Source organism: Archangium lansingense, from assembly GCF_026626635.1.
Classification (GTDB): Bacteria; Myxococcota; Myxococcia; order Myxococcales; family Myxococcaceae; genus Archangium; species Archangium lansingense.
Genome location: NZ_JAPNKA010000001.1, coordinates 6,655,923 through 6,679,223, shown reverse-complemented (window position 1 = coordinate 6,679,223; position 23,301 = coordinate 6,655,923). Strand labels below are relative to the sequence as shown.

The following is a 23,301-nucleotide window of genomic DNA, read 5'->3' as shown; positions in this document are numbered from 1 at the left end:
TCCATGGCGCGAGCCTGCAAGGCTCGATCACTCCACCCGAGCGTAATGGGGGTGGGGGCTCCGCGCTCAGTCCGCGAGCGGCTGCTCATCGGCTCCTGGCAGCACTCGGGGGCGATGCTCCTTCGGAATACCGCCGTTACCTTGAGGCTGACGGAGTAGTCGCTCGGGTGAGGGGGAAGACCATGGGATGGGACTGGAGACCGTGGGTCTGGGGCGTGCTCGTGTGTGCGGGCTTGCTGGGGTGTGGCGGGGTGGTGGAGGCCGGGGCCGAGCCAGGGCTGGTGCCCATCTTGAACCTCTCGCCCTGAGCCCGGAGGGCAGCGTTCCCGCGCACGGGCGCCACCGCGAACACAGTGCTGTAATCACCCCGCGCAAGCCCATGGAGACGCCCTTGTTCCGGTGGAACCGAGCCCCCGCCAAGCGGCTCGGTTCCTGGCATTCCCCCCGGCTCTCAACGAGGCTCATGACACCGGCATGGACAGTTGGACAGGATTCCCCAGGCGTTGCCATGGCCTAACGTCCCTCACCCGGTGAAGGCGAAACGCCGGGAGAGGGGGATGCCATGAAACGACAAGGGCCCGGGTATGGGCGGTGGGTGGGCGTGTGGTTGGCGTTGGCCGGTGCGGGGGCGTGGGCGGAGGCGCCAAAGTCTGTCGTGCCCATGGGAGTGGCGGAATGGGACACCCCCACTCCCCGCGCGGGCACGTTGGATCCGTCCTTCGGCTCGGGGGGCGTCGTCACCACCGACTTCTCCGGCGGCGCCGAGCAGATAGAGGACCTCGCCATCCAGCGCGATGGGCGCATCGTCACCGTTGGCTCGACACGCAACACGCTGACGAACAACACGAACGTCGCGCTGATGCGCTACCTGGAGGACGGCAGGCTGGACCCCTCCTTCGGCGAGGGCGGCAGGGTGACCACGGACTTCGGCGGCACGGACGTGGCTCGCGCGGTGGCCATCCAGCCGGATGGGAAACTGGTGATCGCCGGCTTCACCACCACCTCGGCCCCTCGCGACGTCTTCCTCGTCGCGCGCTACCTGAAGGACGGCCGGCTGGACACGTCCTTCGGCACCGGGGGATGGACGACGATCGACTTCGGTGGCCACATCGTCTCGCTGGCCCATGACGTGGGCATCCAACCCAACGGCCGCATCGTCGTGGCGGGACTGACCCTGGACGCGCGCTCCAGCTATGACTTCGCCATCGCCCGTCTGCGCAAGGATGGGAGTCTGGACCCCAGCTTTGGCAGCGGCGGCACGGTCAACGTGGACTTCTCGGGGGGAGCCGACTTCGGGCTCGCCATGTCCATTCTTCCGGGATGCCGCATCGTCGTGGCGGGCAGCGCCGCCGTGCCCGGCTCCGGCGACGACTACGCCGCCATCCGCCTGCGCCCGGATGGGACGTTGGACCCGTCCTTCGGCACGAGTGGCCGCACGACGGTGGATTTCCTCGGCGCGGATGACGATGCGTGGGGCGTGGCCATCCAACCGGGCGGCAAGGTGGTGCTGGCCGGCCGTGTCTCCAGGCCCGGCGAGAGCCACTTCGCCTTCGGCCTCACCCGTCTCGACTCCGAGGGCCGCCTGGACACCCGCTTCGGCGACGGGGGCCGCACCCTCACGGACTTCTCCCGCTCCTCGGACTCGGCCATGGACGTAGCCGTCCAATCGGACGGCCGTATCGTGGCGGCGGGTATCGTCGGCGACGATGTCCGGGGCGGCGTCCATTTCGGCATCGCCCGCTACGACAAGCAGGGCCGGTTGGACCCGAGCTTCGGCACGGGCGGCCTCGTGACGAGCGACTTCGGCCTGAGCCCCATCTTCGGCGACCAGGCGTTCGCCGTGGCCGTGGACGAGGACGACCGCATCCTCGTGGGTGGAGCCAGCGTCGTGGGCTTTCCCGAGCCCCGCGACCTGGACGCCTCGCTCGCACGTTACCTCGGTGGCAAGAAGCGGCACTGAGGCGCCGCGCTGAATCCAGCGGTGTCTGGGGAGCCATCCCCCAGCAGGGAGAAGGCCTGGATGAGGTCCGTGCCCGACCGGGCCGGACCCCTGCACGGCCGGATACCTTCAGGAGCGTCGGCCGTCCTCGTCGGTGAGCGTGGCGAAACTCTTCCCGGCGGTGCCCGCCCGGCCACCTCGGGTGGCTTCTGACGAGGGAGAACTCCTACGACAAGTTTGTCCTCGCGGCCCACTGGTACACCCAGTGGGCCGCGGGTGCGCTCAGGGCCAGTGTCTGCGCCACCAGGCGCCGGGGCGGCGATCAAGTCTGAACCTCCCCTGCTCCTCCAGGAGAGAGCAACCCCGGGCGAGACAGAGGCCTGAGCGAGCCCAGGTATACGACAGGCGACCGCTACGGAGGGAACGTCACGTTGCCGAGGGTGACGGTGCGCTGGCGCTCCTCGTCCCATAGGACGAGGGATGTCCTTTCTCATGTCCTTCTCTGTCTGTCCAACTCCGCCGCGGCCTTGAGCCGCTCCAGCGCCTCCGCGGGCTCATCGACGAGCCTCTTGCTGAGAAGCCTCTTCACCATGGCGCCCCTCCACCCGGGAAGGAACGAGAAGTTTCACCCAAAGGTGATGCGACAGCGCTCCGGGCCGAGCGGGGTGATACGGATGACTTCTTCATTGCGGAGGCCGAGTGGTAGCCGGATGTCGAGCCCGAACTGCAGGTTCTCCGTATCCACCAACGTGACGTCGGCGGTGATGCGAAGGAAGCCTGGGGCCCCTTTCGGGTGCGCGATGATGCGGTCTCCTGGGACCAGCGGACGATCCGGCGCCTCCAACGACTCCGCGTCCCACCAGCGATCCATCGCTCTGGGTTGCACGAGCAGCGCCCAGACGAACGACGCAGGTGCCTGGGCGACGACGGTTGGACAGACAGAGACGGACATACCCAACTCCTAGAGAGACACCCCTGGCGAAAACAAAATGCCCGGCGGCTCAGGCTGCGGATTCAGCCGCACCCTAGACAACGACGAGAGATAGCGCATCGATCTCGGCGGCAGCGGTTGAGGGTTCAACATCACCTCGCTGGCGTAGCCACCACTGACCCTTGCCAGCTCGGAGATGTCGAGTTCACGGAAGTCGACGGTCGCCGTTTCGGTCTTCCAATCAGTCATGTGCCTGCTCGTGGTTGGGCCGGCCACTCCATTGCCACCGGTCCTCTCTTGATGAATGAGTGGGTTGAGTGCCGATGTGAGCATCACCGGGGTGCACATGCGACTCGCCCGCGGCGTTGCCGGTAGCACTTGGCATTGGACGGCATGCCCGCTGGGAACCGATATTGACCCCGGGGTGTCCGCGGGTAACAGGAGCGCGGAAGGAGGAGGTTCACATGATGCGTCGAATGCGGTGGCTGTCCGTGGTGGGAGTGCTGTGCGGGCCGTGGTCCCCGGTGGCCATGGCGGAGGACACTTGTGCAGGGGTCGGCGGCGAGGGCATCCGCGAGATGCAGTCGCTGTTCGAGGCGGAGCAGTCCTCCTTCCAGGAGAGGGATCGCTATTCACAGGATCTGGCGCAGGTGGGCTTCTCGCCCGCAGCGTGCGCGGATGGCTCGCGTGCGCCCGTGCCCGGTCCCGGCTGGGTGGCGGGCTGCCATTTCGCCTATCACGTGACGTCGGTGACGGGTCTGCCGGCTGCGTCCTTCACCGCCATCGCGCAGGGCGCCGCGGGCACTCCGGCCGAGAACGTCACGCTACAGATTGGCTCGCCCTCGTTCCAGAACATCATCTTCTGGCTGGAGCAGTCCGGAGTGCGTCGCTTCGTCGACTGGAATGAGTGCCAGCCCACCGGGTCCTTCTCCGCTCACGAGAGCGAGGGCGTCCTGGCCATGAGCCACATCTTCCAGGGAATGCAGGCGTCCTTCTGGGAGAAGAACCAGTATCCGAGCACCCTCGCGCAGATGGGTTTCTGGCCCATGAGCTGCACGGATGGCTCGCGTGCGCCCCTGCCCGGACCCGATTGGGTGGCCGGCTGTCACTTCGCCTATCGGGTGACGTCGGTGTCGGGTTCGCCGACTCCCGCCTTCACTGTCATCGGGCAAGGGGCCGCGGGCACTTCGGTCGCGGACGTCACGCTGCAGATCGGCTCACCCTCGATCCAGAACATCGTCTTCTGGTTGGAGCGCGCCGGGGTGCGCCGCTACATCCCCTGGGAAGAGCGGGTGCCCACCACGTCCGTGTGCACCGCCCAGGAGGAGGAGGGCCTCGCGAACATCCGGGCCCTCTTCACGACGGAGCAGGCCTTCTTCCAGGAGAAGGATAGGTACTCGAGCAACCTCGCGGAGACGGGCTTCCTGCCCTTGAGTTGCACGGATGGCACGCGCCCCGTGGGTCCGGACAGCTCCTGGCTCGGTGGGTGCCGCTTCATCTACCAGGTCGAGGTGACGAGCCCCTCCTCCTTCATCGCCACGGCACGCGCCGTGTCCGGGCTCATCGCGGGCACCACGCTCCGGATGGACGAGACCGGCACTCTCACCCGCTCGCCCGTCTATGTTGGCGTTCACGAGGAAACGCGGAAATTTGGACTGGGACGCTGGAGGTGTGCCGGGGGTCCGGCATCCCGGTCCGAGGTGAGGCTCAGCGCTTGGACTTCGCCCTCCTGGTCGTCGCGGCCTCCTCGGCCTCGCGGCGGCGGTAGCTCTCGCCTTCGATAGCGAGGACGTCCGCGTGGTGGATGACGCGGTCAATCAGCGCGGTGGCGCACGCGGCGTTGGGAAAAATGGTCGGCCAGTCCGAAAACGCCAGATTCGTGGTCATCACCAATGAGCGTTGTTCATACCTGCGCGCCACGACTTGAAAGAGGAGGTCCGCGTTGCGCGCGTCGTAGGCGAGGTAGCCCATCTCGTCGATGACGAGCAGGCTGGTGCGGCTGGTGTAGTGGCGCAGGCGGCGGTCCAGTGCGCGGCTGGTGTCCTGGGCGCCCAGGTCGAGCAGCAACTGGGAGGCGGTGACGAAGAGAGCGGAGTGCCCCTTGAGGACGGCCTGGTGGGCGATGTTCTGCGCGATCATCGTCTTGCCCAGTCCCTGAGGGGCGACAATGACGACGTTGCGCGCGCGCTCCAGGAAATCCAGGCGCAAGGCGGACTCGACGGCCTCGCGGTCAATCTTCTTGGGCCATCCCCAGTCGTAGTCCGCCATGGGCTTGAAGCGGCCAAGGCGGCTGCGAGACAGGCGCCGCTCGAGACTTCTGCGGCCGCGTTCCTTCTGCTCCTCGTCGGCCAGGTGCTCCAGCAACTCGGTAGCGCCCCATCTGGCCTTCGTGGCGCGGGCGATGAGGTCCGCGAGGCCCTGGGAGGTGGCGTGCAGTCCGAGGGAGGCCAGGCGGTCAGCGAGTGGAGTCGTCATCGGCGGAGTCCTTGTTAAGGAGGCGGTCATAGTCGGCGAGGGAGTGGGGGCGGGTGCGGGAGGCGGCGATGCGCGGGTCATCCGGCAGCACCACGGTGAGTGGTGGAGGCTGACGCTGGCGGCGAGCGCGCTGCTCCAGGAGGTGGGCCACGGCGGGGGCGCTCACCGCCCCCTTGCGCAGGGCCTCGGCGAGGGCCTCATCCAGGGCGCGTGCGCCGTGGAGCGTAAGTAACTTCAGCAATTGAGCAGTGTGGTGTGACAGCGAGAGGTCGCGCTGGGCGAGGGCCGCGAGGAAGCCCTCTGCCTGCTGGCAGGAGGCGCGCAGCAAGTCTCGGCCGCGCAGCTCGTGCGCGCGGGCCTTGGCGTCGGCGAGAGCGGCGAGGTGGCCGGGCTGCTCCAGGGTGCGGCCCTTCTCGAAGCAGCGCGGGTGGGAGGCCACCTCCTCGGAGCCGTCCAGTACGCGTACGCGTGTCTCGGAGGCCACCAGGGTGAGGGGCTTCTTCACCAGGGTGTGTGGAATGGAGTAGTCGTTGGAGTCAAAGCGCACGTAGGGCGTCTTGCCGGAGGCGACGGGGCGCACCACGTCCGTGGGAAACGGGTGTGCGGGCAGGGGCAGCAGCCGCGGGCGTTCCTCCTCGAGGGCCGTGGCGACGGTGCGCCCGGTGACGTCGCCGGGCAATTGGCGCGCGTGGGCCACCTCGGCCGCCCACCGCGCCGCTTGCGCGTTGAGGTCATCCACGCCGCTAAAGGTGCGCGCGGCGAAGAAGGAGTCGCGCAGGTAGCGGATGGTGCGCTCCACCTTGCCCTTCTCGTTGCCGCGGTAGGGGGCGCAGGGCTTGGGTGCGAAGTGGTAGTGGCCAGCCAATTCCAGCAGGCGCGGGTGGAAGCGGATGGCGTCTCCGGCGCGCTCGAGCACCACGGACTTCAAGTTGTCGTACAGCAGCGCGCGCGGCACGCCCCCCAGCGCCTGGAAGGCCAGCACGTGGCCCCTGAGGAAGCTCTCCAGCGTCATGTCGAGGAAGAAGCGCGCGTAGAGGGCGCGGCTGTGGCCCAGCACCATGACGAAGCAGCACAGAGGGCGGCGCGTGTTGCCCACGGACAGCGTGCCGAAGTGTCCCCAATCCACCTGGGCCTCCTCGCCCAGAAGCGTGCTGCGGCGCAGGAAGGCCTCGGCGCGAGAGGTGGGACGCACCGTGCGCACGTAGCGGCGCACCTGGAGCGGGCCACCCACGTAGCCGCGCGCCTTCACCATGTGGAAGAGGCGCATGGCGGTGAGGCGTGGGTGGGCCTCCAGGGTGGCTTGGATGAAGCCCTTGTAGGCATCCAGCAGCGTGGGCCTGACGGACTTCACCCCCGTGCCGCTGACGCGCTCGAGCGTCAGGGCGCGCCGGACGGTGTCGTGGTGCACGCTCAGCTCGGAGCAGATGGTGCCCACCTTCCAGTGCTCGGCGAAGTGCAGTCGGCGGATGCGGGCGGCGAGTTCGGGGGAAATCATGGGCCCACCTCACGGCGGACGGGCAGCCCTGAAGCGCCGGCCCACGTGGGTGCGCGCAAGCGTGGTGTGGCGCAGGAAGGGACTCTGACGCCCGCACGAGGTGCAGGCGGGGATGGAGGGCGGCGGTGCATGCGGCAGTGGCCTCGCTGCGCTCGGCTCCGCGGCCACCTGCGTGGCGGCCGGGGCCGGCGCGACGGGCACACTGGCTGTCCGCGCCACGGCAGCGGGAGACTGATGCGTCACTTTCTCTCGCCGCCGCTCCCGCCAGGCCGCCTGCCGCGCGGCATGTGCGTGCCGTCCGTCCCGGGTGCGCTGGTAGCGCGCACCAGCCGCGCGCATTGACTCCGCCCGCGCCCTTCGACTGCACGGCGGCCCGCAGTAGCGCTGGCCACGGTCGCACGCAGAGCAGAGGAAGAACACCTGCCGACACTCGGGCCGGCCGCACACCACGAAGCGCAGCGCCTCCACGACACTCCTGCGCGCGCCGGCTTCTGGCGCCGCGCCCCGGAGTGCGCTACCTCTTCCTCACCGGCTCGCCCCTCTCGCACACCAGGGCGCGCCTCCAAGGAGGGCCCTCCAGCCGCTACTGGTGGGCCTTCCGTCTTTTCAGGACGCGCGCGACCGTGGACTCCACCGGCGCACTCTCCCCCCCTCAACTTCTCGGCCACACCCATCTCAGGGAGTGGTCTTGAAGTCAGGCAACTCCCGGCGACCCATGACCAGGAACCTGCGCTTCCTGGTGACCATCAACAGTCTACTCCGACACCTGTCCGTGAGGCGTCCGCTGGAGCGGGCGCTCATGGAGCCCCGCCCCGGCGCGGACTCGACGAGGAGCCGAGCGCATGCCGCTGCCCGGACGCTGGCCGCGGAAACGTCAGCGCAGCCAGCCCACGTAGCCCTGCAGTGCCTGGCCGATCGGCTCCGCCGGCTCATCGAGCCGGACACTGGCACCGACGAGCGATTCCAACCCGGTGCGCTCGAACAGGGAGCGCTCGACCACGAGGAGCGCATCGAAGGCATTCGTCGTGCACCCATCCCTGCCCTGCGGGTGTCGTTGAACCACCGCCGCCAACATGTGCGCATCGTCGTGGGAGAACTCGAACACCATCAGCCCGGAGCGCCCCGGACGCTTCCTCATCCAGGGCTGGCTTTCACGCAGGTCCACTTCGTAGAGCGCGGGCGGCGGAGACATCTTGAAGACGCATGCGCTGGAAAAGCCGGGGTAGGTGGTGAGATAGACCACCGGCTCCCTGGGTGAGCACCGGTCAGGCCTCGTCGGAGAGTCCCCTCTGGCGCTCGCTCCACCATGCTGCCAGCGGACCACAGAAGTGTCGTCCCTCCTCCGGCTTCTCTTCCCACGCCCTCCCATGGCTCCTCACATCTACGCGCGGCTCTCCTCCGATCCTTCAGCTGAAACGACACACGGCGAGCCGCGGCCTGGTTTGTCCCATGGATGGAACGGTCCTTCCTGGATTCACGTCTGGCGAAGCACCCGCCTCGCCGTCATCTTGGGGGGGTCCAAATGGAGACAAGGAGCACCCCATGATGACCGTTCGACCTTCTGAAGCACGCGGACATGCCGACCACGGCTGGCTGGACTCCCACCATACCTTCTCCTTCGGCGGCTACTACGACCCCAGCTTCATGGGCTTCCGCTCCCTGCGCGTCATCAACGAGGATCGCGTCACCGCGGGCGAGGGCTTCGACACGCACCCGCACCGGGACATGGAGATCATCACCTACCCGCTCAGCGGCGCCATCGCGCACCGCGACAGCACGGGCGGCGAGGAACTGCTGCGCACCGGCGAGGTACAGCGCATGACGGCGGGAACCGGCATCCAGCACAGCGAGATGAACGGCGCCAACGAGGAGCTGCACTTCCTGCAGATATGGATTGTCCCCAACCAGCGAGGACTGAAGCCCGGCTATGAGCAGAAGGCCTTCCCCGAGTCCGAGCGCCAGGGCCGCTGGCGCGTGGTGGCCAGCCCCGACGCGCGCGACGGCAGCCTCACCGTGCACCAGGACGTGGTGCTGCACAGCACGCTGCTGGGCAAGGGCGAGCAGGCCGAGTACACGCTGGCTCCGGACCGCCACGCCTGGGTTCAGCTGGCACGGGGCAAGGGCACGCTCAACGGCGTGGAGCTGAAGGCCGGAGACGGCGTGGCCGTGTCCCAGGAGTCCCGGCTGGTGCTCACCGCCTCCGAGCCGGTCGAGGCCCTGCTCTTCGACCTCGCCTGACATGTTCATCCTGCCCATCGATGCCCAGGGGTATCACCCCCTGGGCACTCGCGAGCTGGGCAGGAGCGGTGGCTTACTGCACGGCTTCGCGCAAGGGATGCCCAATCAATTGCGTCCGGCTTGCGCGATCAGCGTACGTGGGGAAAGCTTTACGAGTTGATGACGAGATAGGGGTCGAAGTAGAAATACTCGACGCTTGTCCCATCCCTCGTCAGTCCGAACACCAACCCGTACTGCAGCTCACCGCTCACAATGCGGCTGCCATTGAACGTAACGTACGGGACGTAGGTCCGCGTCATGCTCGCGTAGAGGCCTTGCGAGATGAGGGGATTGCCGGCCCAATACGGCCAGGAAGGGGGGGCCGCCGTCCACTGCGGGTTGTCATCGGGGAGGTACGCGATGAAATCAGGCACGGGGCCCGGGTACAGCTCGAAGTTGGGGATGTCGATGGGCCGCAGCGTGGGGTCCTTCATGATGCTGGGGCTGAGTGCCTCCCCCTTGAAGGTATGCGCGACGATGCCGCAGGGCGCGACCTTCACGGACTGGGAATGATTCGCCTCCTCCGTGTAGATGACGACATTCTCCCCGCCCCCGATGGGTACCTTGTACTCCGGGTCCATCGGCTTACCGTTCAGGACGAACGGCGGATGGCTTACAGCCACCGGAGCGTTGATGGAGGGCCCTCCTTTTTGGAGTTTCGTGGAATCGATCAGAAACGTGATATTCGTCGCCATGTGTTACCAGCTCCTTCTTTCAGATACAGGTGGAGTGACTGGGATCCGCGACTGCTGATGCTTGTTGTTGCTGAACCCTGACATGGGGTTCACGGCGAGGAGTTCGTCCCGCCTGACCTGGCTCAGAGCAAGCGACATACCAGGGGGCGTCAGTCCGCAATGCCTCTGGAGCTCGCTTCAAAGCTACAGCGACACCACCCAATTGACGCGTCAGCCTCGGTCGTTGACGCGTCAGCCCCACGAAGGACGCGTCAGCCGAAACGGGTCCGGGTTCGGTTCACTTGTAATGGAATCCTCTCACGGGAAGGTCTCGGACCCACCCATGCCCCCAGGCCGGACAGCCTGGCGATGGGCAGGCGGCCTGGGTGAGAGCCAGCGGCTGACGCGAGCCGCTCGGACCCGGGGGCAGGAGGCTCGCCTCGGGGCATGCGCGGCCCCACTCTTGTGCCAGGAGGCTTCCATGGCCAAGTGCGAGGTTTGCGGCAACGACTACTATCTGGCCTTCCAGGTCACCACCGCTGGCGTCACTCACACCTTCGACAGCTTCGAGTGTGCCATCCACAAGCTGGCCCCCGTCTGCGACCACTGTGACTGCAAGGTGATCGGCCACGGCATCGAGGCCAACGGCACCTTCTACTGCTGTGCCCATTGCGCCCACGCCGCCGGAGCCCGCTCCATCGTCGACAACGAGGAGCACGCCCCCGCGGCCCAGTAGATCCGGCGCGAACCCAGCCGCCTACTTCTCCGGCGCCACGAGCACCGCACGCACCAGCTCCGTTGCTGTCTCCGCCAGCTCCCGGAGTTGACCCGCGCGCCCCTTCTCGACCGCGACGAGGACCAGCTCGTTGATCCCTCCAACGAGCGCCGTCGCCATCGCCGGTGAGAGTTCGCGCAGCTCCGAGTGCTCACCGCGAGCCGTCTGCGCCAGTTCGCGCAGCTGCTCGGCGAAGCGCTGGTGTACCTCGCGCCGCAGCTTCAGCGCACGCGGGCCCGCCGCGAGGATCTCCAGCAGATACGTCCGCGTCAGCGCTGGCTTCTCCTCGAGCACGTGGAGGTAGGTGCGTACCGCGGCATGGATCCGCTCCTCCCATGGGAGGCCAGCCGCGAAGGCGGCAGTGGCGATCGCGCGCAGCGTCTCCTCGCTGGCCCGCACGTACGAGGCGAGGAAGCACGCGTCCTTGTCCTCGAAGTGCTCGTAGAAGGTGCGCTTGGACACCCGCGCGTGCCGGACGACATCCGCGATGGTGGTGGCCGCATAGCCCTTCTCGGTGATCGCCGCCGCCATCCCCTCGAGCAACCGGATGCGGTTCGGGTTCTCGGTACTTTCAGGGCTCGTCTCGCCAGTCACAGGGGGGGCTTGCATCTGGTACCCGATCGTACCACAGTCGATGGTACTGCTGAGTACCAGCGTGCTCCCATCACCCCACCCCATCGGAGTCAGGAATGAAGACAGTACAGGGCAAGGTCGCGGCGATCACCGGCGCGGGCTCGGGAATCGGCCGGGCTCTGGCGAAGCTGCTGGCGCAGCGCGGCTGCCATATCGCGATCTCGGATGTGAACGAGAAGGGGCTGGCGGAGACGGCGGAGCAGTGCGGCCAGTCGGGCGTCAAGGTACTCACCGCCCGAGTCGATGTGGCCAGACGTGAGGAGGTCGAGGCCTGGGCGGCGCAGGTCGCGCGCGAGCTCGGGGGCGTCAACGTCATCATCAACAACGCTGGCGTGGCCCTGGGCTCCACCATCGAAGACGTGCGCTACGAGGACTTCGAGTGGCTCATGAACATCAACTTCTGGGGCGTGGTGCATGGCACCAAGGCCTTCCTGCCGCACCTCAAGGCCTCCGGGGATGGGCACATCGTCAACATCTCCAGCGTCTTCGGGCTGATCGGTGTGCCAACGCAGGGCGCCTACAACGCCGCCAAGTTCGCAGTGAAGGGCTTCACCGAGGCGCTGCGCCAGGAGCTGGAGATCGAGGGGCTTCCCATCGGAGTGACCAGCGTGCACCCCGGTGGCATCAAGACGAACATCGCCCGGAATGCCCGCGTCACCGAGCGGAAGGGCTGGGTGGATGCGCAGGCCTCCCGCGACTTCGAGAAGGCCTTCGCGACCACGCCGGAGCGGGCGGCCCAGGACATCCTCCAGGCCATCCTCAAGAATCGCCGGCGCCAACTCATTGGCACCGACGCGGTGCTGATCGATCTGGTGCAGCGGGCCCTGCCGACCCTCTACCAGTCGCTGCTGGTGGCGGGAGCCCGGCGGTGGCGGCGGAAGGCGCTCGACAGGGCCGGGTGATCAACCCTCCATCACGGGGTCGGCGCCGATCGGCGCCTTCTCCTTCTCCTCGCGGACCACCGGGGCAGACGCATCACGCGGCACCGCGCTGTGGCCACCTAGCGAGATGCCGGTGTGGTAGGCGCGCTCGCCATGGACGTGGGGATCCAGCCCCTCGAACTCAGCCTCGGCATCCACACGCAGGCCCACCACCGCCTGCACCCCCTTGAGGAGGACAAAGGTCAGGAGCGCGGAGAAGGCAGCCACTACCAGCACGCCGAGCGCCTGCTTGCCAAGGAGGGCCCACTGTCCGCTCGCGAGCAGACCATCGGCCCCGGCCGGATTGACGGCCACCGTGGCGAACACTCCAGTGAGCAGGGCACCGAGCGCGCCCCCAATTCCATGCACGCCGACGACATCCAGGGCATCGTCGTAGCGGAAGTGCTCCTTGAGGAGGACGCCGCCATAGCAGACCGAGCCGGCCAGGAGCCCGATGGCCAGCGCGCCCATGGGTGAGACGAAGCCGGCCGCGGGAGTGATGCCCACCAGGCCCGCGACAAGCCCGCTGGCAGCGCCCAGCGCGGTCACCTTCTTCAGACGCACCAGGTCCACGAGGCCCCACGCCACCGCACCGGCCGCAGCCGCCAGGTGGGTGTTCGCCGCGGCGACGGCCGCCAGCTCATTCGCGGCGAGTGCGCTGCCCGCGTTGAAGCCGAACCAGCCGAACCAGAGGAGCCCCGCGCCCAGCAGCGTGAAGGTGAGGTTGTGCGGGGGCTGACGCGCCCCTCGGCGGCGGCCCACCACGAGCGCCACCACGAGCGCCGAGACACCACTGGTGAGGTGCACCACGGCGCCACCGGCGAAGTCGAGCGCGCCCAGCTTCAGCAGCCAGCCGTCCGGAGCCCAGACCCAGTGCGCCACGGGGGCGTACACGAACGTCGCCCACAACACGGTGAAGAGAAGGAAGGCGGAGAACTTGAGCCGCTCGGCATACGCACCGCTGATGAGCGCGGGCGTGATGGCGGCGAAGGTGCCCTGGAAGAGGAAGAAGAGGATGTGAGGCAGCGTGCCCTTGGCCTCCTGCCCCACCCCCTTCATGAACAGGTGAGTGGCCCCTCCGATGAGGCCGCCGTGGCTCTCTCCGAAAGCAAGCGAGTAACCCCACAGCGCCCAGACCACCGTCACCACCGCCAGAGCGCCGAAGCTGTGCATGAGGGTGGAGAGCACGTTCTTGCCCTGCACCATGCCTCCGTAGAAGAGCGCCAGGCCTGGCACCATCAACATCACCAGGGCGCTCGCTACCAGCACCCACGCCACATCGGCTCCGACGATTCCGCTCGGCATCCTCACCTCGCACGGCGATGGGCCCGGTAGGCCCGCACACCCCGGTGCCAGTGCAACAGAAAGGCCAAAGCCCTCTCACGCCCGGGGGTGGCGCCATCCCCTCGAAATCGTGAGGAAAACCCCGGGCTGAAGCCGCCTGTCTGGTGGAATGCCTGGCCGCCCTATTTCCTACAAATTTGTATTTTCCCCAGGGATAGCCGACAAAATTGTAGGACCCTTGAAGGGCACCCGGAAATGAAGGCCACCTCGCGATACGTACTCCTTCCCAGAGGAGGGGCGCGTCTCTGTCCTACGTTTTTGTCGCCTCGAAGAGGAATTCCTACAAATTCGTAGGAGGCTGCCCTGGGGTTGACGGCGGTGCCGCGCCGCGTTATGACGTGGCGTTCAGTTTTGCAAGAGCCCCTGATCCATGCTCGCCACCCAGAAGACCAACCTCAAAGCCAAGCGCAACCAGCTCTCGAGAGGGGCTCTGGTCAGGTGATTGCTTTGGAGGTTGTTCCCTTCGAGCCCGCCAGCCCCCCGCTGGCGGGCTTTTTTATTTCCCCTCAACAGTTCCCCCATCCGCAACCCGCAGTTCGAGGAGAGCAAGACGATGTCAACGGCCGTGACCGAGAGGCTTCCCGCGCACACCCTGGATGCGATCTCCTTCGGAAAGATCGTGCAGATTCGCGAGGGGCTGCTCCGTGCCCAGGCAACCGGCAAGCGGGTGATCCGCTTCGAGTCCGGTGACCCCAGCTTCTCCATTGCTCCGCACGTGGCGGAGGCGATCACCGTGGCGATGCGGGCGGGCAAGACGCACTACGTGCCGAATGACGGCATCCCGGAGCTCCGGGCGGCACTGGCCGACAAGCTAGTGAAGAAGAATGGGATCAAGGGCGCGACGGCCGAGCAGGTCTTCCTCACCAACGGCGCGATGCACGCGCTGTACGTGACCTTCGGAGCGCTGCTCTCGCCGGGGGACGAGGTGATCCTCCCCGATCCGATGTGGACCGAGGTGGCGGAGAACGTGAAGCTCGCGGGAGGAAAGCCGGTGGGCGTACCGGTGCGCGCCGAGGAGGGTTACGCCTACCGCCCCGAGGCCATCAAGGCGGCGATCACCCCGCGCACGCGGGCCATCTTCGTCAACACGCCGCACAATCCGACTGGCGCCGTCATGCCGCGCGAGACGCTGGAGGCCATCATCGCCCTGGCTCGCGCGAATAATCTGTGGATCGTCTCGGACGAGGCCTACGAGGACGTCATCTACGATCCGCACGTGCACCACTCCGTCGCCTCGCTGGCGGGGGACTGGGCGGGGCGAGTCATCAGCGTCTATTCCTTCTCCAAGAGCCACGCCATGAGCGGGCTGCGCACGGGCTATCTGCACACCGCGTGGCCGCTGCTGCAGAAGCGGGTGCAGAAGCTGCTGCGCTGCACCATCAACGGCGTGAACAGCCTGGCACAGTGGGGCGCGCTGGCGGCGGTGACGGGGCCGCAGGACTATCTGCAGTCGATGCGTGCCGAGTACCGCCAACGGCGTGACGTGCTGGTGAAGGCGCTGGAGGGAATCCCCGGCGTGCGCCCGTTCACCCCGCGCGGGGCCTTCTACGTGTGGGCGGAGCTGGAGCCGGTCCTCTACGAGCGGCTGCAGGTGGCCGACGCTGACGCGCTCTCGGCCAGGCTGGCGGCGCAGGGAATCGGCAGCGCGCCGGGCGACGCCTTCGGCCACTCGTGCGCCAACGCCATCCGCTTCGCCTTCAGCTGCGACACCAAGATGGTGCTGGAGGGCGCCGAGCTGCTGCGTGTCGCGCTGCTGGGCGGAGCGGCCCGATGAGCGGCCGCCTGTCCGTGGCCCTCGGGCAGTACGACACGGGCTGGCACGCGCCCGAGGCCTCGCTCGCCGCCGCGGAGACGTTGATTACCCGCGCCGCGGCCGGCGGTGCGCGGCTCGTCGTGCTGCCGGAGATGGCCACCACCGGCTTCACCATGGACAAGACGCAGGCGACCCCGCTGGCAGGCCCGGTGGTGTCGCGACTGGGCGAGCTGGCGGCGCGCTCCGGAGTCTGGCTCGTGGCCGGCGTGGCTGTGCGCGAGGAGGACGGCGCGGACGCGACCGCCCCCTGCACGGTGAACACGGCGATTGCCTTCGAGCCCACGGGGCGGGTGGCGGCGGTGCACCGCAAGCAGCGGCTGTTCGCCTACGGCGGGGAGCACCAGCACTACCGGGCGGGGACCACCCCTACCCGCCTGACCATCGACGGAGTCAGGATCGCGCTCTTCATCTGCTACGAGCTGCGCTTCCCCGAGCTCTTCGGAGCGGTGGCCCGGGACGTGGACGCAATGATTCTCATCGCCAACTGGCCGGCGGCCCGACGCGCCCACTGGGACGCGTTGCTGCGAGCCCGCGCCATCGAGAACCAGAGCTACTTCGTCGGCGTGAACCGCACCGGGACCGCGGGTGGGCTGACGTATGACGGCGGCTCGGCGGCCTTCAGCCCCTGGGGCGAGGAGCTCGCGCCCGACACGGCGCCCGGAGTGCCGCTCGTCACCCTCGAAGCAAACAAGGTGGCGGAGGTTCGCGAGCGGTATCCGTTCCTGCGCGACCGCGCGGTGTAGCCAGACCCGGGACCCGCTGACGCCGGGGCATACAGCGGCGTCAGCGGGAGCACGGTGGATGAGGAGCTGAGCGCCCGCGCCTCAGTCGTCCTTGATGAAGTCCGGGAACGCGATGTCGATGGGACCGTCGAACCACGAGGCGTACGCGCGCTCATCCGCCACCGGATAGACGCGCTTGTACGTCTCGTGGAAGTGGGCCGCCCAGTCCGGCTTGCGCCCGTCGATGTCAGTGAAGCCGTACTCCTTGGCGAGATCCCATGAGCTGAAGACCCGGCCCGCCTTGCGCCGGACGTCCGGGTCCGCGGCGAGTGCCGCGACTCCGCGCGCCACGTAGTACGGCGTCTCCGAGGCGATGAAGTTGGGATCCTTCGCCGCGCCATCGCGCCAGGTCGCCTCAGTGACGCCGAAGTGCTCGAGCATTGTCTCCGAGCGGAGGAAACCCGGAGTGACGGCCAGAGCGGTCACCCGCTTCTTCCGGAGCTCGGTGGCCATCGCGAAGGCGAGCCGAATGACTGACATCTTGGCCAGGTCGTAGAACAGGTTGCCGCGATAACCGAAGTGATCGCCATCAGTCACCTCGACGATCAACCCGCGCTCCCCGTTCAGCATGAGGGGCACGGCATGGCGGCTCGTCACGATGTGGGACCAGATCGCCCGATCGAGCAACACGTGCCCCTTCTCCAGGGAGAGCTTCCAGAAGGGCGCTCCGAACTCGGTCAGCTCGTCCCCTCCCCAGATGTCGTTCACAAGCACATCGAGCCGGCCGTGCTCGTCAAGAATGCGCGCGCAGAGGGCCTCGACCTCGGACTCGACCGTGTGGTCGGCGCGCACGGCGATCCCCTTGCCTCCCCGTGCAGTGACCCACTCGGCCGTCTCCTCGATCGTCTCGGGACGCCGATCCAGCTCGAGAAAGGGACCGGGCCCCTTCCCCCTCTCCTTCTGCGTCCGCGTGCTACGGCCCGTGCAGTAGACCGTCGCCCCAGCCTCGCCGAGCATGCAGGCGATCGCGCGCCCCGCACCACGCGTGGCCCCAGCGACCAGGCAGATTCTTCCTTCCAGCGTCTTCATGTCGTCTCCCTCAAGCTGCGCGTCCACTTCCCCAAGATGAGGGCGGCGACCCTAACGGGCGATTGTTGACACCTCCTGTCAGGAATGGACGCTACCCTGGTGCCACCATGCGCGCTGACCGGTTGGTGAGTCTGATGCTCCTGCTCCAGGACGAACGGAAACACACGGCCGAGGAGCTCTCCCGGCGCCTCGAGGTGTCGCCGCGGACGATCTACCGGGACCTGGATGCGCTCTCGTCCGCGGGGGTCCCCGTGTACGCCCAACCCGGCTCGACCGGCGGCATCTCATTGCTCCCGGGCTGGCGCACCCACCTCACGGGCCTGACCGAGCCGGAGATCCAGGCGCTCGCGAGTGCGCATCCCATCGATGCCCTGGACGACATTGGACTGGCGGGCCCGCTGCGAACAGGGCTCGTGAAGCTCGCCGCGGCGCTCCCCAGTGTCCAGCGAACGGCCGCCGAGCACGCACGCCAACGGCTCCACATCGATGGGTCCTCGTGGTTCGGCGAGAAGGATCCAGTGCCGCACCTCGCCGTGCTCCGCGAGGCCGTCTTCCAGGATCGCCAGGTGCGGCTCGCCTACCGAGACTTCGAGGGCGCTCGGAGCACCCGGGTGGTCAATCCCTACGGCCTGGTCATCAAGGGCGACCACTGGTACCTCGTCGCGGACGACAAGGGTGCCACGAAGGTCTTCCGCGGGGCGCGGGTCGAAGGCGCGCGCATGCTCACCGACTCGTTCGTGCGCCCCACGGAGTTCGAGCTCCGCGCGTTCTGGAAGGACTGGTGCAAGCGGTTCGCGACCCAGCGGGCCCGCTTCGAGGTAACCATGCGTCTCACTGCAGAGGGAGCCGAGGAGCTCGCCGCCATGCGCCCGGGCTCGGAGCGGGAACGGCTCCGCGCGGGCACCGTGACGATCGACTTCGAACGCCTCTCGATCGCTCTCTCGCAGCTCGTCATACTCGGCCGTGGGGCCGAGGTCCTCGAGCCACCAGAACTGCGCGCCCGCCTCGGCGAGCTCGCACACGACCTGAGCGCTCTCTACGGAACGCCCCAGGAACCAACCCGAAGGGAAAGAGATGCCAAAGCGACCTGAGCGAGACATCGAGAAGGGCTATCCGCGCAAGGAGTTCGCCGCCAAGCTGAGGCGGCTGGCCGATGCCATCGAGGCCGGTAAGGCCTTCACCATCCAGGTCGCGGGCGAGCGCCTGCGAATCCCCGCGGATGCGCTCTTCAACATCGAGCACGAGCGCGAGGGGAAGGTGGACGAAATAGAGTTCCAGTTGCGCTGGAAGCGAGAGTGACAGAGACGTGATGAGGGCTGGGCAGGCAGCACGGCCCTCATCCTCCTGCCCCTCCTGGGCACTGTCGGACGGTGCGCTGCTGGCCTGGAAGACCCTCGTCATCCGCTCCTCGCTCTCGAACGCGTCGTGCCAGATCCCGGGCGGTAGTGGCGGTGGTGGCCCCGGCGGTCCTCCTCCTGGGGATGGTGGCGTGCGTCCGCCTCCGGGCTGGGATGGCGGCACGCCTCCCCCTCCTCCTCAAGGCTGAGCGGGCTCGTCGCTGCTGACGGGCTCGGGAGCCTACCCGGGACCCGTCGCCGGACTGCTTCCTCCGCCCTGCTCGGATGGAGGAGGCAGCTCCCCCAGGAAGTCCACCTGGAGCCCGCCGTATTCCGAGCGCCCCAGCTGCAGGCTCCAGCCGTGAAGCACAGACACCCTCCAGGCGATGTTCAGGCCCAGGCCGTGTCCCCCGGGCCCTCGAGTGCGGGCCGCATCACCCCGGACGCGCCGCTCGACGATGTGCGGCAGCTCGTGCTCGGGGATGCCGGGCCCATCGTCCAACACCCGCAGACGGAACGTGTTTCCCGGCAGGCGCTCCAGCACCACGGCGACATGGCCTCCGCGCGAGTTGTAGCGCACTGCGTTGTAGATGACGTTGCTCACCGCCTGCTCGATGAGCGTGTCATCCCCGATGACCCGCACCGCCGGCTCCGGGACGGCGTAGTCGAGCTGCACGCCTTGCCCGCGTGCGATGGGACGATGGCGGCCGATGCACCGCTGCACCAGGGCATTGAGGTCCACCGGGGCACGCTGCACAGAGGGCTCGCCTGCTTCCAGCCGCGCCGCGGCCCCCAGGTTGTGGATGAGCGCCGCCATGTAGTGGGCCTCCTGGCTCGCCGCCGCGACAACTGAGACCTCCACCGTCTCTCCCCGGGCCGAGCGCTGTTGCAGCTCGGCCAGGTGACCCTGGAGCACCGTCAGGGGGATCATCACGTCATGCGTGGTGTTCTCCAGAAAGGAGCGCAGGGTCTGCTCCCGCTTCTCCTTCAGCTCCATCTGTGCGCGCACCTCGTGCCCCGCCTCATCAAAGGCTCGCGCCAGCTCGGAGATCTCATCGTTGCCTCGCAGGGTGATGGAGCCCTGGTAGGCGCTGCCAACAAAGGTCCGCACCTCACGGGTGAGCTGGCGCAGACGGCCCACCACCGGACCCAGCGCGAACAGCACTCCCGCGAGGGAGATCACCGAGGGAAACAGCCAGACGTCGAAGGGGATCGGCGAGCTCCGCTCCCCCTTCGGGCCGGGCCGCTCCGGCCAGTGAACGAGCACGAAAGCACATGGCCCCGCGCCCCAGGGCATCCGGACCAGGACCTGTCGTGGCTCCTCCGTTCCAAATCCAGAGGACAGGCTGGCCACCTCCTGCCCCTGCTGCATGGCATCCACGAGCGCTGCGTCCAAACGAGGCGCAGCGGAGTTCCGAGCCGAGAGCTGGGCGTCGTAGGCATACAGCCGCGTGCCCCGCGGTGGACGTGGTCCTCCTGGACCGCCCGGCCCGCCTGGGCCTCCAGCTGGAGGAGGCCTGTCCCGGAGCTCGGCGCGTGGAGGCGGAGGGGCTCCGTCCCGCCATTCTGGAGGAGGTCTCAGGCCCTGCTCCCGCCAGTCTCCGGAGGGCGGTGGCCCACCCCGGCGCGGAGGGGGCTCTCCGAGCGGTGGTCCCCGGGGCTCGCTGCTCCAGGACTCCGGAGAGGCCTCGCAACGCTCGCGTCCTCCCGAGAGCATGTGCGCGAGGGCGTACTCGGAGAGCGCGGTCTCGAGCGCGCGCGCCTCGACGGCCAGGTGGATCCACGCCATGCAGAGCGCAACGGGGATGGCCACCACCACCGTCGTGAGCGCCAACCGCATGCGCAGCTTCACGTCTCCCCTCCTTCGCCCAACCGGTAGCCGATGCCCCACACCGTCTCGACGTGTTTGCCCGGGCCCAGCTTCCGCCGCAACCGGGACACGTGCACGTCCAGTGTCCGCTCGGAGCCCTCTCGCTCTGGATCCAGCACGTTCTCCACCAGCCACTGGCGCGTCACCGCGGCGCCGGGCCTCTTCGCGAGCGCAGCCAGCAGATCGAACTCCACGCGCGTCAGTTCCACCGGTTTGCCATCGACGCGGACCTCGCGCGACTGGAGGTCCACCTGCAGCGCGCCGATCTCCAGGAAGCTCTGCCGATGCATCACCGGCCGGCGCAACCGGGCGCGGACACGCTCCACCAATTCCTCGGGCCAGAAGGGCTTGGTCATGTAGTCGTCGGCGCCCAGCTTGAGCGCCCGCACCTTGTCCGCGGTGTCGTTACGAGCACTGAGGACGAGCACCGGCACGTCCGAGCCCTCGCGGAGCTGCCGGAGGATGTCCATGCCGTAGGTACCGGGCAGCATCAGATCCAAAATGATGAGCCCGTAGGCGGTGGCCTCACCCGGCTGCAGTGGGCGCCCCTCGGTCCACCAGGTGGGCTCGAAGCCCGCACGGCCCAGGAAATCGGCGATCTGTGCGCCGAGCTGCGGATCGTCCTCGATGAGCAGGATGCGTTCGCCCATGGCGCCAGTCTCCTACCAGGAGTGTCGTAAGAGAATCTTAAGACGCCGCTTTGGGGGCGGGGCTCGGCGGGCAGCCCAGTGTCCGGCCCACTTTTAAAGGTTGGCGTTGAAATAAAAACCCGCTCCCCCCGTCCAGATGGGTGTTGGCAACAACCCACACCGGGAGTCTCCACCATGAAGACGTTGAAGCCGTTCTCTTCCGCCCTTGTCGCCTCGCTGCTGCTCGCCGGTTCCGCGCACGCTCAATCCCGCATGGAGCGAGCACAGGATCGCCACGAGGTGCGTCAGAACGCCGCCCAACGCTCGGATGACCGGATGGACGTGGCCGAGCTGGAGCGTGTGCTGGAGCGCTTCGATGCGGCGCGAGGGCGCAGGAACAACGCCGCCGAGTTGGCCGCGGTGGACAACCGGCTGCGCGAGCTGCTGCGCGCCGAGCTAGCCGAGAGCCGCGCCGAGACTTCCCAGGCCAAGGCCGAGGCGCGGAAGGAGTGGGGCGAGAGCCGCGCGGAGAACCGGGATGATGTCCGGGACGCACGCGTGGAGGCTGCCTCGCTGGCGGCGCGGAAGACGATCGCGCGGGAGCTGAACTCGCTCATGGGGGCCCGTTCTCCGGCGCAGCTCAATCGCAAGCGCGAGCTCATCGTGGAGCTGGTGCGGCTCGGCAAGCAGGAGGTGCGGCAGGACCGGCAGGAGCAGCGCGAGGACCGGAAGGACGTTCGCGACAACCGGCACCGCTGACCCCCGCCGCGGAGCCCACCCTCCAGAAGTCGTCACTCGGCGCCCCAGGATGAGCCCACGCCAACCCGTCTGAGTATGGTGGCGGATCTCACCTGGAGGGCGTCGTCATGCGGCTGAGGATCCTCTTCCTCATCGGTGCGGTTCTGCTGGTGCTCCTGAGTCTTGGTTCCGCGGCTGGCTTGTTCTGGATGAGCACCCAGTTCCAGTCTCGGACCACGAGCCTGAGCGAATCCATCGAGAGAGTGCACTCCGCCGAACGGTTGGCGCTCACCCTCTTCATCCTCCAGATTGTCCAGGAGTTCGCGAGCATCGATGCCCCTCCAGGTGTGGGGCCGCCCATCAGCGTGGACGAGGCGCGCCGCCGGGTGTTGGAGCAGTTGCAGCAGATCGAGCAGTACTCGGAGACCGCCCAGCAGCGGGAGCTGATCGCATCCGCTCGCAACCGGGTCGACGCGTACCTTCGCGCTCCAGCCCAGGAGAAGCTCTCCAGGTTGAGGGAAGCCGTCGAGGCGACCGAGGCCGTGTCCACCGCGAACATCGAGCGAGCTCGCGCTGTCCGCGATGAGGCGAAACGAGGGAGCGAGGTGGCGAGGCTCATCGGATTGGTCCTCGCGGTGTGGATCGTGATGGGTGCCGCGCTGGTGCTCGCCGCCACCCGCACGCGCATCTATCTGCCGCTCCTGTCGATCCGCCGGGCCCTGGCGGCCTTCAAGTCCGGACAGCGGGAGTCGAGGGTGAAGCAGGTCGGAGCCCCCGAGCTCCGCGAGCTGGCCGCCGAGTTCAACGACATGGCGGACACCCTGGTCAGCCAGGACGCGCGGCATGTCCAGTTCCTGGCAGGAGTGGCCCACGATCTGCGCACCCCGCTCAATGCCCTCAAGCTGTCGGCCCAGGTCATCCTCCGAGCACCGGAGCCGCCTCCGCCCGAGAAGGTCCGGGAGTCGCTCGTTCGAATCTCCGCGCAGCTCGATCGGCTGGATCGCATGGTGGGAGACCTCTTGGAGCAGACCCGTATCGAGGCGGGCAACCTCGAGCTCCGCCTGGAGGACTGCGATCTGCGCGAGCTCGTGGCGGATGTGGTCGAGCTCCACCGGCCTTCGAGCCAGCAACACCAGCTCGAGCTCTCCGTGCCCAACCTGCCCGTTTCGGTGCGGGGGGATCCAACGCGGCTCACCCAGGTGCTCACCAACCTGCTGAGCAATGCCCTCAAGTACTCGCCTCGGGGAGGCTTCGTGCGGGTGCTGCTCGCACAGTCCAAGGAAGAGGTGACGCTCTCCGTCTCCGACGAGGGCGTGGGCATTGCTCCCGACGAGTACGAGCACATCTTCGAGCCCTTCAGACGGAGCAAGGGCTCGAGCGCGGAGATCCCCGGCATCGGGCTGGGGCTCTCCGTCTCCCGTCGCATCGTGCGGGCTCATGGCGGAGACATCGAGGTGGTCAGCCAGGTGGGAGTCGGCTCGACCTTCCGGGTCCGGATACCGCTCCAGCGCCCCCGCGCGTAGTGGCTCAGTGCCGCGTGCGGCCACCAGGCAACCCGTCGACCCCTAGGCGTTGCCCGGGCGGCTGGCACTCGCCCCAGGGTCTTACGTAGACCTCCAGGCGCTTCTCCGCAAGGTGGG

The 23,301-nt window shown here is 67.9% G+C and carries 23 protein-coding genes; 11 read left to right on the top strand and 12 right to left on the bottom strand.

Going from position 1 to position 23,301, the window contains the following annotated elements:
- The first annotated feature begins 562 nt into the window (after positions 1–562).
- Positions 563–1,960: an NHL repeat-containing protein gene (locus OV287_RS27065; RefSeq protein WP_267536935.1), complete on the top strand. Its 1,398-nt coding sequence runs from the start codon at positions 563–565 to the stop codon at positions 1,958–1,960.
- 604 nt (positions 1,961–2,564) lie between these two features.
- On the opposite strand, the gene OV287_RS27060 is transcribed toward OV287_RS27065, so the two are convergent.
- Together OV287_RS27060 and OV287_RS27055 are read right to left on the bottom strand one after the other, a co-directional pair.
- Positions 2,565–2,891, bottom strand: a complete 327-nt coding sequence (locus OV287_RS27060; RefSeq protein ID WP_267536934.1) for an SRPBCC family protein — start codon at positions 2,889–2,891, stop codon at positions 2,565–2,567.
- Between the two features lie 9 nt (positions 2,892–2,900).
- Complete coding sequence (locus tag OV287_RS27055) at positions 2,901–3,119, bottom strand: hypothetical protein (RefSeq protein WP_267536933.1); 219 nt, start codon at positions 3,117–3,119, stop codon at positions 2,901–2,903.
- Between the two features lie 215 nt (positions 3,120–3,334).
- Between OV287_RS27055 and OV287_RS27050 the strand changes: the two genes are divergently transcribed.
- Positions 3,335–4,654 carry a hypothetical protein gene (locus OV287_RS27050; protein WP_267536932.1) on the top strand — a complete coding sequence of 440 codons (1,320 nt, stop codon included), beginning with the start codon at positions 3,335–3,337 and terminating at the stop codon, positions 4,652–4,654.
- Here OV287_RS27050 and istB read toward each other — a convergent pair.
- From istB to OV287_RS27030, 4 genes are all read right to left on the bottom strand, one after another.
- Entirely contained in the window at positions 4,578–5,345 is a 768-nt protein-coding gene (gene istB, locus OV287_RS27045) for an IS21-like element helper ATPase IstB (protein WP_267533277.1), read from the bottom strand. The genes OV287_RS27050 and istB overlap by 77 nt on opposite strands.
- A complete protein-coding gene (gene istA / locus OV287_RS27040; protein WP_267536931.1) occupies positions 5,326–6,840 on the bottom strand; it encodes an IS21 family transposase in 1,515 nt (504 codons plus the stop codon). Before istA ends, istB begins: the two co-directional genes overlap by 20 nt.
- A gap of 9 nt (positions 6,841–6,849) precedes the next feature.
- Positions 6,850–7,179 carry a hypothetical protein gene (locus tag OV287_RS27035; protein ID WP_267535216.1) on the bottom strand — a complete coding sequence of 110 codons (330 nt, stop codon included), beginning with the start codon at positions 7,177–7,179 and terminating at the stop codon, positions 6,850–6,852.
- A 535-nt stretch (positions 7,180–7,714) separates the two neighbouring features.
- Positions 7,715–8,083, bottom strand: coding sequence for a hypothetical protein (locus OV287_RS27030; protein ID WP_267536930.1), 369 nt, complete (start codon positions 8,081–8,083; stop codon positions 7,715–7,717).
- Between the two features lie 299 nt (positions 8,084–8,382).
- On the opposite strand from OV287_RS27030, the gene OV287_RS27025 reads away from it, so the two are divergent.
- Complete coding sequence (locus OV287_RS27025; protein WP_267536929.1) at positions 8,383–9,078, top strand: pirin family protein; 696 nt, start codon at positions 8,383–8,385, stop codon at positions 9,076–9,078.
- 149 nt (positions 9,079–9,227) lie between these two features.
- Here the strand turns inward: OV287_RS27025 and OV287_RS27020 are convergent, their stop codons facing one another.
- Positions 9,228–9,812 carry a hypothetical protein gene (locus tag OV287_RS27020; protein ID WP_267536928.1) on the bottom strand — a complete coding sequence of 195 codons (585 nt, stop codon included), beginning with the start codon at positions 9,810–9,812 and terminating at the stop codon, positions 9,228–9,230.
- 460 nt (positions 9,813–10,272) lie between these two features.
- Between OV287_RS27020 and OV287_RS27015 the strand changes: the two genes are divergently transcribed.
- Positions 10,273–10,527 carry a metallothionein gene (locus OV287_RS27015; RefSeq protein ID WP_267536927.1) on the top strand — a complete coding sequence of 85 codons (255 nt, stop codon included), beginning with the start codon at positions 10,273–10,275 and terminating at the stop codon, positions 10,525–10,527.
- Positions 10,528–10,548: 21 nt separating this feature from the next.
- Here OV287_RS27015 and OV287_RS27010 read toward each other — a convergent pair whose 3' ends face one another.
- Positions 10,549–11,175 (bottom strand): TetR/AcrR family transcriptional regulator, encoded by a 627-nt coding sequence (locus OV287_RS27010; protein ID WP_267536926.1) that lies wholly within the window; start codon positions 11,173–11,175, stop codon positions 10,549–10,551.
- Positions 11,176–11,255: 80 nt separating this feature from the next.
- Here OV287_RS27010 and OV287_RS27005 point away from each other — a divergent pair, with 80 nt between their 5' ends.
- Positions 11,256–12,101: an SDR family NAD(P)-dependent oxidoreductase gene (locus OV287_RS27005; protein ID WP_267536925.1), complete on the top strand. Its 846-nt coding sequence runs from the start codon at positions 11,256–11,258 to the stop codon at positions 12,099–12,101.
- Here the strand turns inward: OV287_RS27005 and OV287_RS27000 are convergent, their stop codons facing one another.
- Positions 12,102–13,424, bottom strand: a complete 1,323-nt coding sequence (locus OV287_RS27000; RefSeq protein ID WP_267536924.1) for an ammonium transporter — start codon at positions 13,422–13,424, stop codon at positions 12,102–12,104. It lies immediately after the preceding gene.
- 592 nt (positions 13,425–14,016) lie between these two features.
- On the opposite strand from OV287_RS27000, the gene OV287_RS26995 reads away from it, so the two are divergent.
- Both OV287_RS26995 and OV287_RS26990 read left to right on the top strand, forming a co-directional pair.
- Positions 14,017–15,237 (top strand): pyridoxal phosphate-dependent aminotransferase, encoded by a 1,221-nt coding sequence (locus tag OV287_RS26995; protein ID WP_267536923.1) that lies wholly within the window; start codon positions 14,017–14,019, stop codon positions 15,235–15,237.
- Positions 15,234–16,019, top strand: a complete 786-nt coding sequence (locus OV287_RS26990; RefSeq protein WP_267536922.1) for a nitrilase-related carbon-nitrogen hydrolase — start codon at positions 15,234–15,236, stop codon at positions 16,017–16,019. The genes OV287_RS26995 and OV287_RS26990 overlap by 4 nt, the downstream gene beginning before the upstream one ends.
- A gap of 81 nt (positions 16,020–16,100) precedes the next feature.
- Here the strand turns inward: OV287_RS26990 and OV287_RS26985 are convergent, their stop codons facing one another.
- Complete coding sequence (locus tag OV287_RS26985) at positions 16,101–17,087, bottom strand: SDR family oxidoreductase (protein WP_267536921.1); 987 nt, start codon at positions 17,085–17,087, stop codon at positions 16,101–16,103.
- Between the two features lie 107 nt (positions 17,088–17,194).
- Between OV287_RS26985 and OV287_RS26980 the strand changes: the two genes are divergently transcribed.
- Together OV287_RS26980 and OV287_RS26975 are read left to right on the top strand one after the other, a co-directional pair.
- Positions 17,195–18,178 carry a helix-turn-helix transcriptional regulator gene (locus OV287_RS26980; RefSeq protein WP_267536920.1) on the top strand — a complete coding sequence of 328 codons (984 nt, stop codon included), beginning with the start codon at positions 17,195–17,197 and terminating at the stop codon, positions 18,176–18,178.
- On the top strand, positions 18,162–18,386 hold the full coding sequence (locus tag OV287_RS26975) for an amphi-Trp domain-containing protein (protein WP_267536919.1): 225 nt from the start codon (positions 18,162–18,164) through the stop codon (positions 18,384–18,386). The genes OV287_RS26980 and OV287_RS26975 overlap by 17 nt, the downstream gene beginning before the upstream one ends.
- Before the next feature lie 279 nt (positions 18,387–18,665).
- Here OV287_RS26975 and OV287_RS26970 read toward each other — a convergent pair whose 3' ends face one another.
- Positions 18,666–20,276, bottom strand: coding sequence for a sensor histidine kinase (locus tag OV287_RS26970; RefSeq protein ID WP_267536918.1), 1,611 nt, complete (start codon positions 20,274–20,276; stop codon positions 18,666–18,668).
- On the bottom strand, positions 20,273–20,944 hold the full coding sequence (locus tag OV287_RS26965) for a response regulator transcription factor (RefSeq protein ID WP_267536917.1): 672 nt from the start codon (positions 20,942–20,944) through the stop codon (positions 20,273–20,275). The genes OV287_RS26970 and OV287_RS26965 overlap by 4 nt, the downstream gene beginning before the upstream one ends.
- 174 nt (positions 20,945–21,118) lie before the next feature.
- Here OV287_RS26965 and OV287_RS26960 point away from each other — a divergent pair, with 174 nt between their 5' ends.
- Positions 21,119–21,682 (top strand): hypothetical protein, encoded by a 564-nt coding sequence (locus tag OV287_RS26960; protein ID WP_267536916.1) that lies wholly within the window; start codon positions 21,119–21,121, stop codon positions 21,680–21,682.
- Between the two features lie 107 nt (positions 21,683–21,789).
- Positions 21,790–23,184, top strand: coding sequence for a HAMP domain-containing sensor histidine kinase (locus OV287_RS26955; protein WP_267536915.1), 1,395 nt, complete (start codon positions 21,790–21,792; stop codon positions 23,182–23,184).
- The last annotated feature ends 117 nt before the right edge of the window (positions 23,185–23,301 follow it).

Bases quoted from the DNA above. Each gene is read 5' to 3' on its own strand.
- OV287_RS27065 (WP_267536935.1), top strand. From the start codon at position 563: ATGAAACGACAAGGGCCCGGGTATGGGCGGTGGGTGGGCGTGTGGTTG.
- OV287_RS27060 (WP_267536934.1), bottom strand. From the start codon at position 2,891: ATGTCCGTCTCTGTCTGTCCAACCGTCGTCGCCCAGGCACCTGCGTCG.
- OV287_RS27055 (WP_267536933.1), bottom strand. From the start codon at position 3,119: ATGACTGATTGGAAGACCGAAACGGCGACCGTCGACTTCCGTGAACTC.
- OV287_RS27050 (WP_267536932.1), top strand. From the start codon at position 3,335: ATGATGCGTCGAATGCGGTGGCTGTCCGTGGTGGGAGTGCTGTGCGGG.
- istB (WP_267533277.1), bottom strand. From the start codon at position 5,345: ATGACGACTCCACTCGCTGACCGCCTGGCCTCCCTCGGACTGCACGCC.
- istA (WP_267536931.1), bottom strand. From the start codon at position 6,840: ATGATTTCCCCCGAACTCGCCGCCCGCATCCGCCGACTGCACTTCGCC.
- OV287_RS27035 (WP_267535216.1), bottom strand. From the start codon at position 7,179: ATGCGCGCGGCTGGTGCGCGCTACCAGCGCACCCGGGACGGACGGCAC.
- OV287_RS27025 (WP_267536929.1), top strand. From the start codon at position 8,383: ATGATGACCGTTCGACCTTCTGAAGCACGCGGACATGCCGACCACGGC.
- OV287_RS27020 (WP_267536928.1), bottom strand. From the start codon at position 9,812: ATGGCGACGAATATCACGTTTCTGATCGATTCCACGAAACTCCAAAAA.
- OV287_RS27015 (WP_267536927.1), top strand. From the start codon at position 10,273: ATGGCCAAGTGCGAGGTTTGCGGCAACGACTACTATCTGGCCTTCCAG.
- OV287_RS27010 (WP_267536926.1), bottom strand. From the start codon at position 11,175: ATGCAAGCCCCCCCTGTGACTGGCGAGACGAGCCCTGAAAGTACCGAG.
- OV287_RS27005 (WP_267536925.1), top strand. From the start codon at position 11,256: ATGAAGACAGTACAGGGCAAGGTCGCGGCGATCACCGGCGCGGGCTCG.
- OV287_RS27000 (WP_267536924.1), bottom strand. From the start codon at position 13,424: ATGCCGAGCGGAATCGTCGGAGCCGATGTGGCGTGGGTGCTGGTAGCG.
- OV287_RS26995 (WP_267536923.1), top strand. From the start codon at position 14,017: ATGTCAACGGCCGTGACCGAGAGGCTTCCCGCGCACACCCTGGATGCG.
- OV287_RS26990 (WP_267536922.1), top strand. From the start codon at position 15,234: ATGAGCGGCCGCCTGTCCGTGGCCCTCGGGCAGTACGACACGGGCTGG.
- OV287_RS26985 (WP_267536921.1), bottom strand. From the start codon at position 17,087: ATGAAGACGCTGGAAGGAAGAATCTGCCTGGTCGCTGGGGCCACGCGT.
- OV287_RS26980 (WP_267536920.1), top strand. From the start codon at position 17,195: ATGCGCGCTGACCGGTTGGTGAGTCTGATGCTCCTGCTCCAGGACGAA.
- OV287_RS26975 (WP_267536919.1), top strand. From the start codon at position 18,162: ATGCCAAAGCGACCTGAGCGAGACATCGAGAAGGGCTATCCGCGCAAG.
- OV287_RS26965 (WP_267536917.1), bottom strand. From the start codon at position 20,944: ATGGGCGAACGCATCCTGCTCATCGAGGACGATCCGCAGCTCGGCGCA.
- OV287_RS26960 (WP_267536916.1), top strand. From the start codon at position 21,119: ATGAAGACGTTGAAGCCGTTCTCTTCCGCCCTTGTCGCCTCGCTGCTG.
- OV287_RS26955 (WP_267536915.1), top strand. From the start codon at position 21,790: ATGCGGCTGAGGATCCTCTTCCTCATCGGTGCGGTTCTGCTGGTGCTC.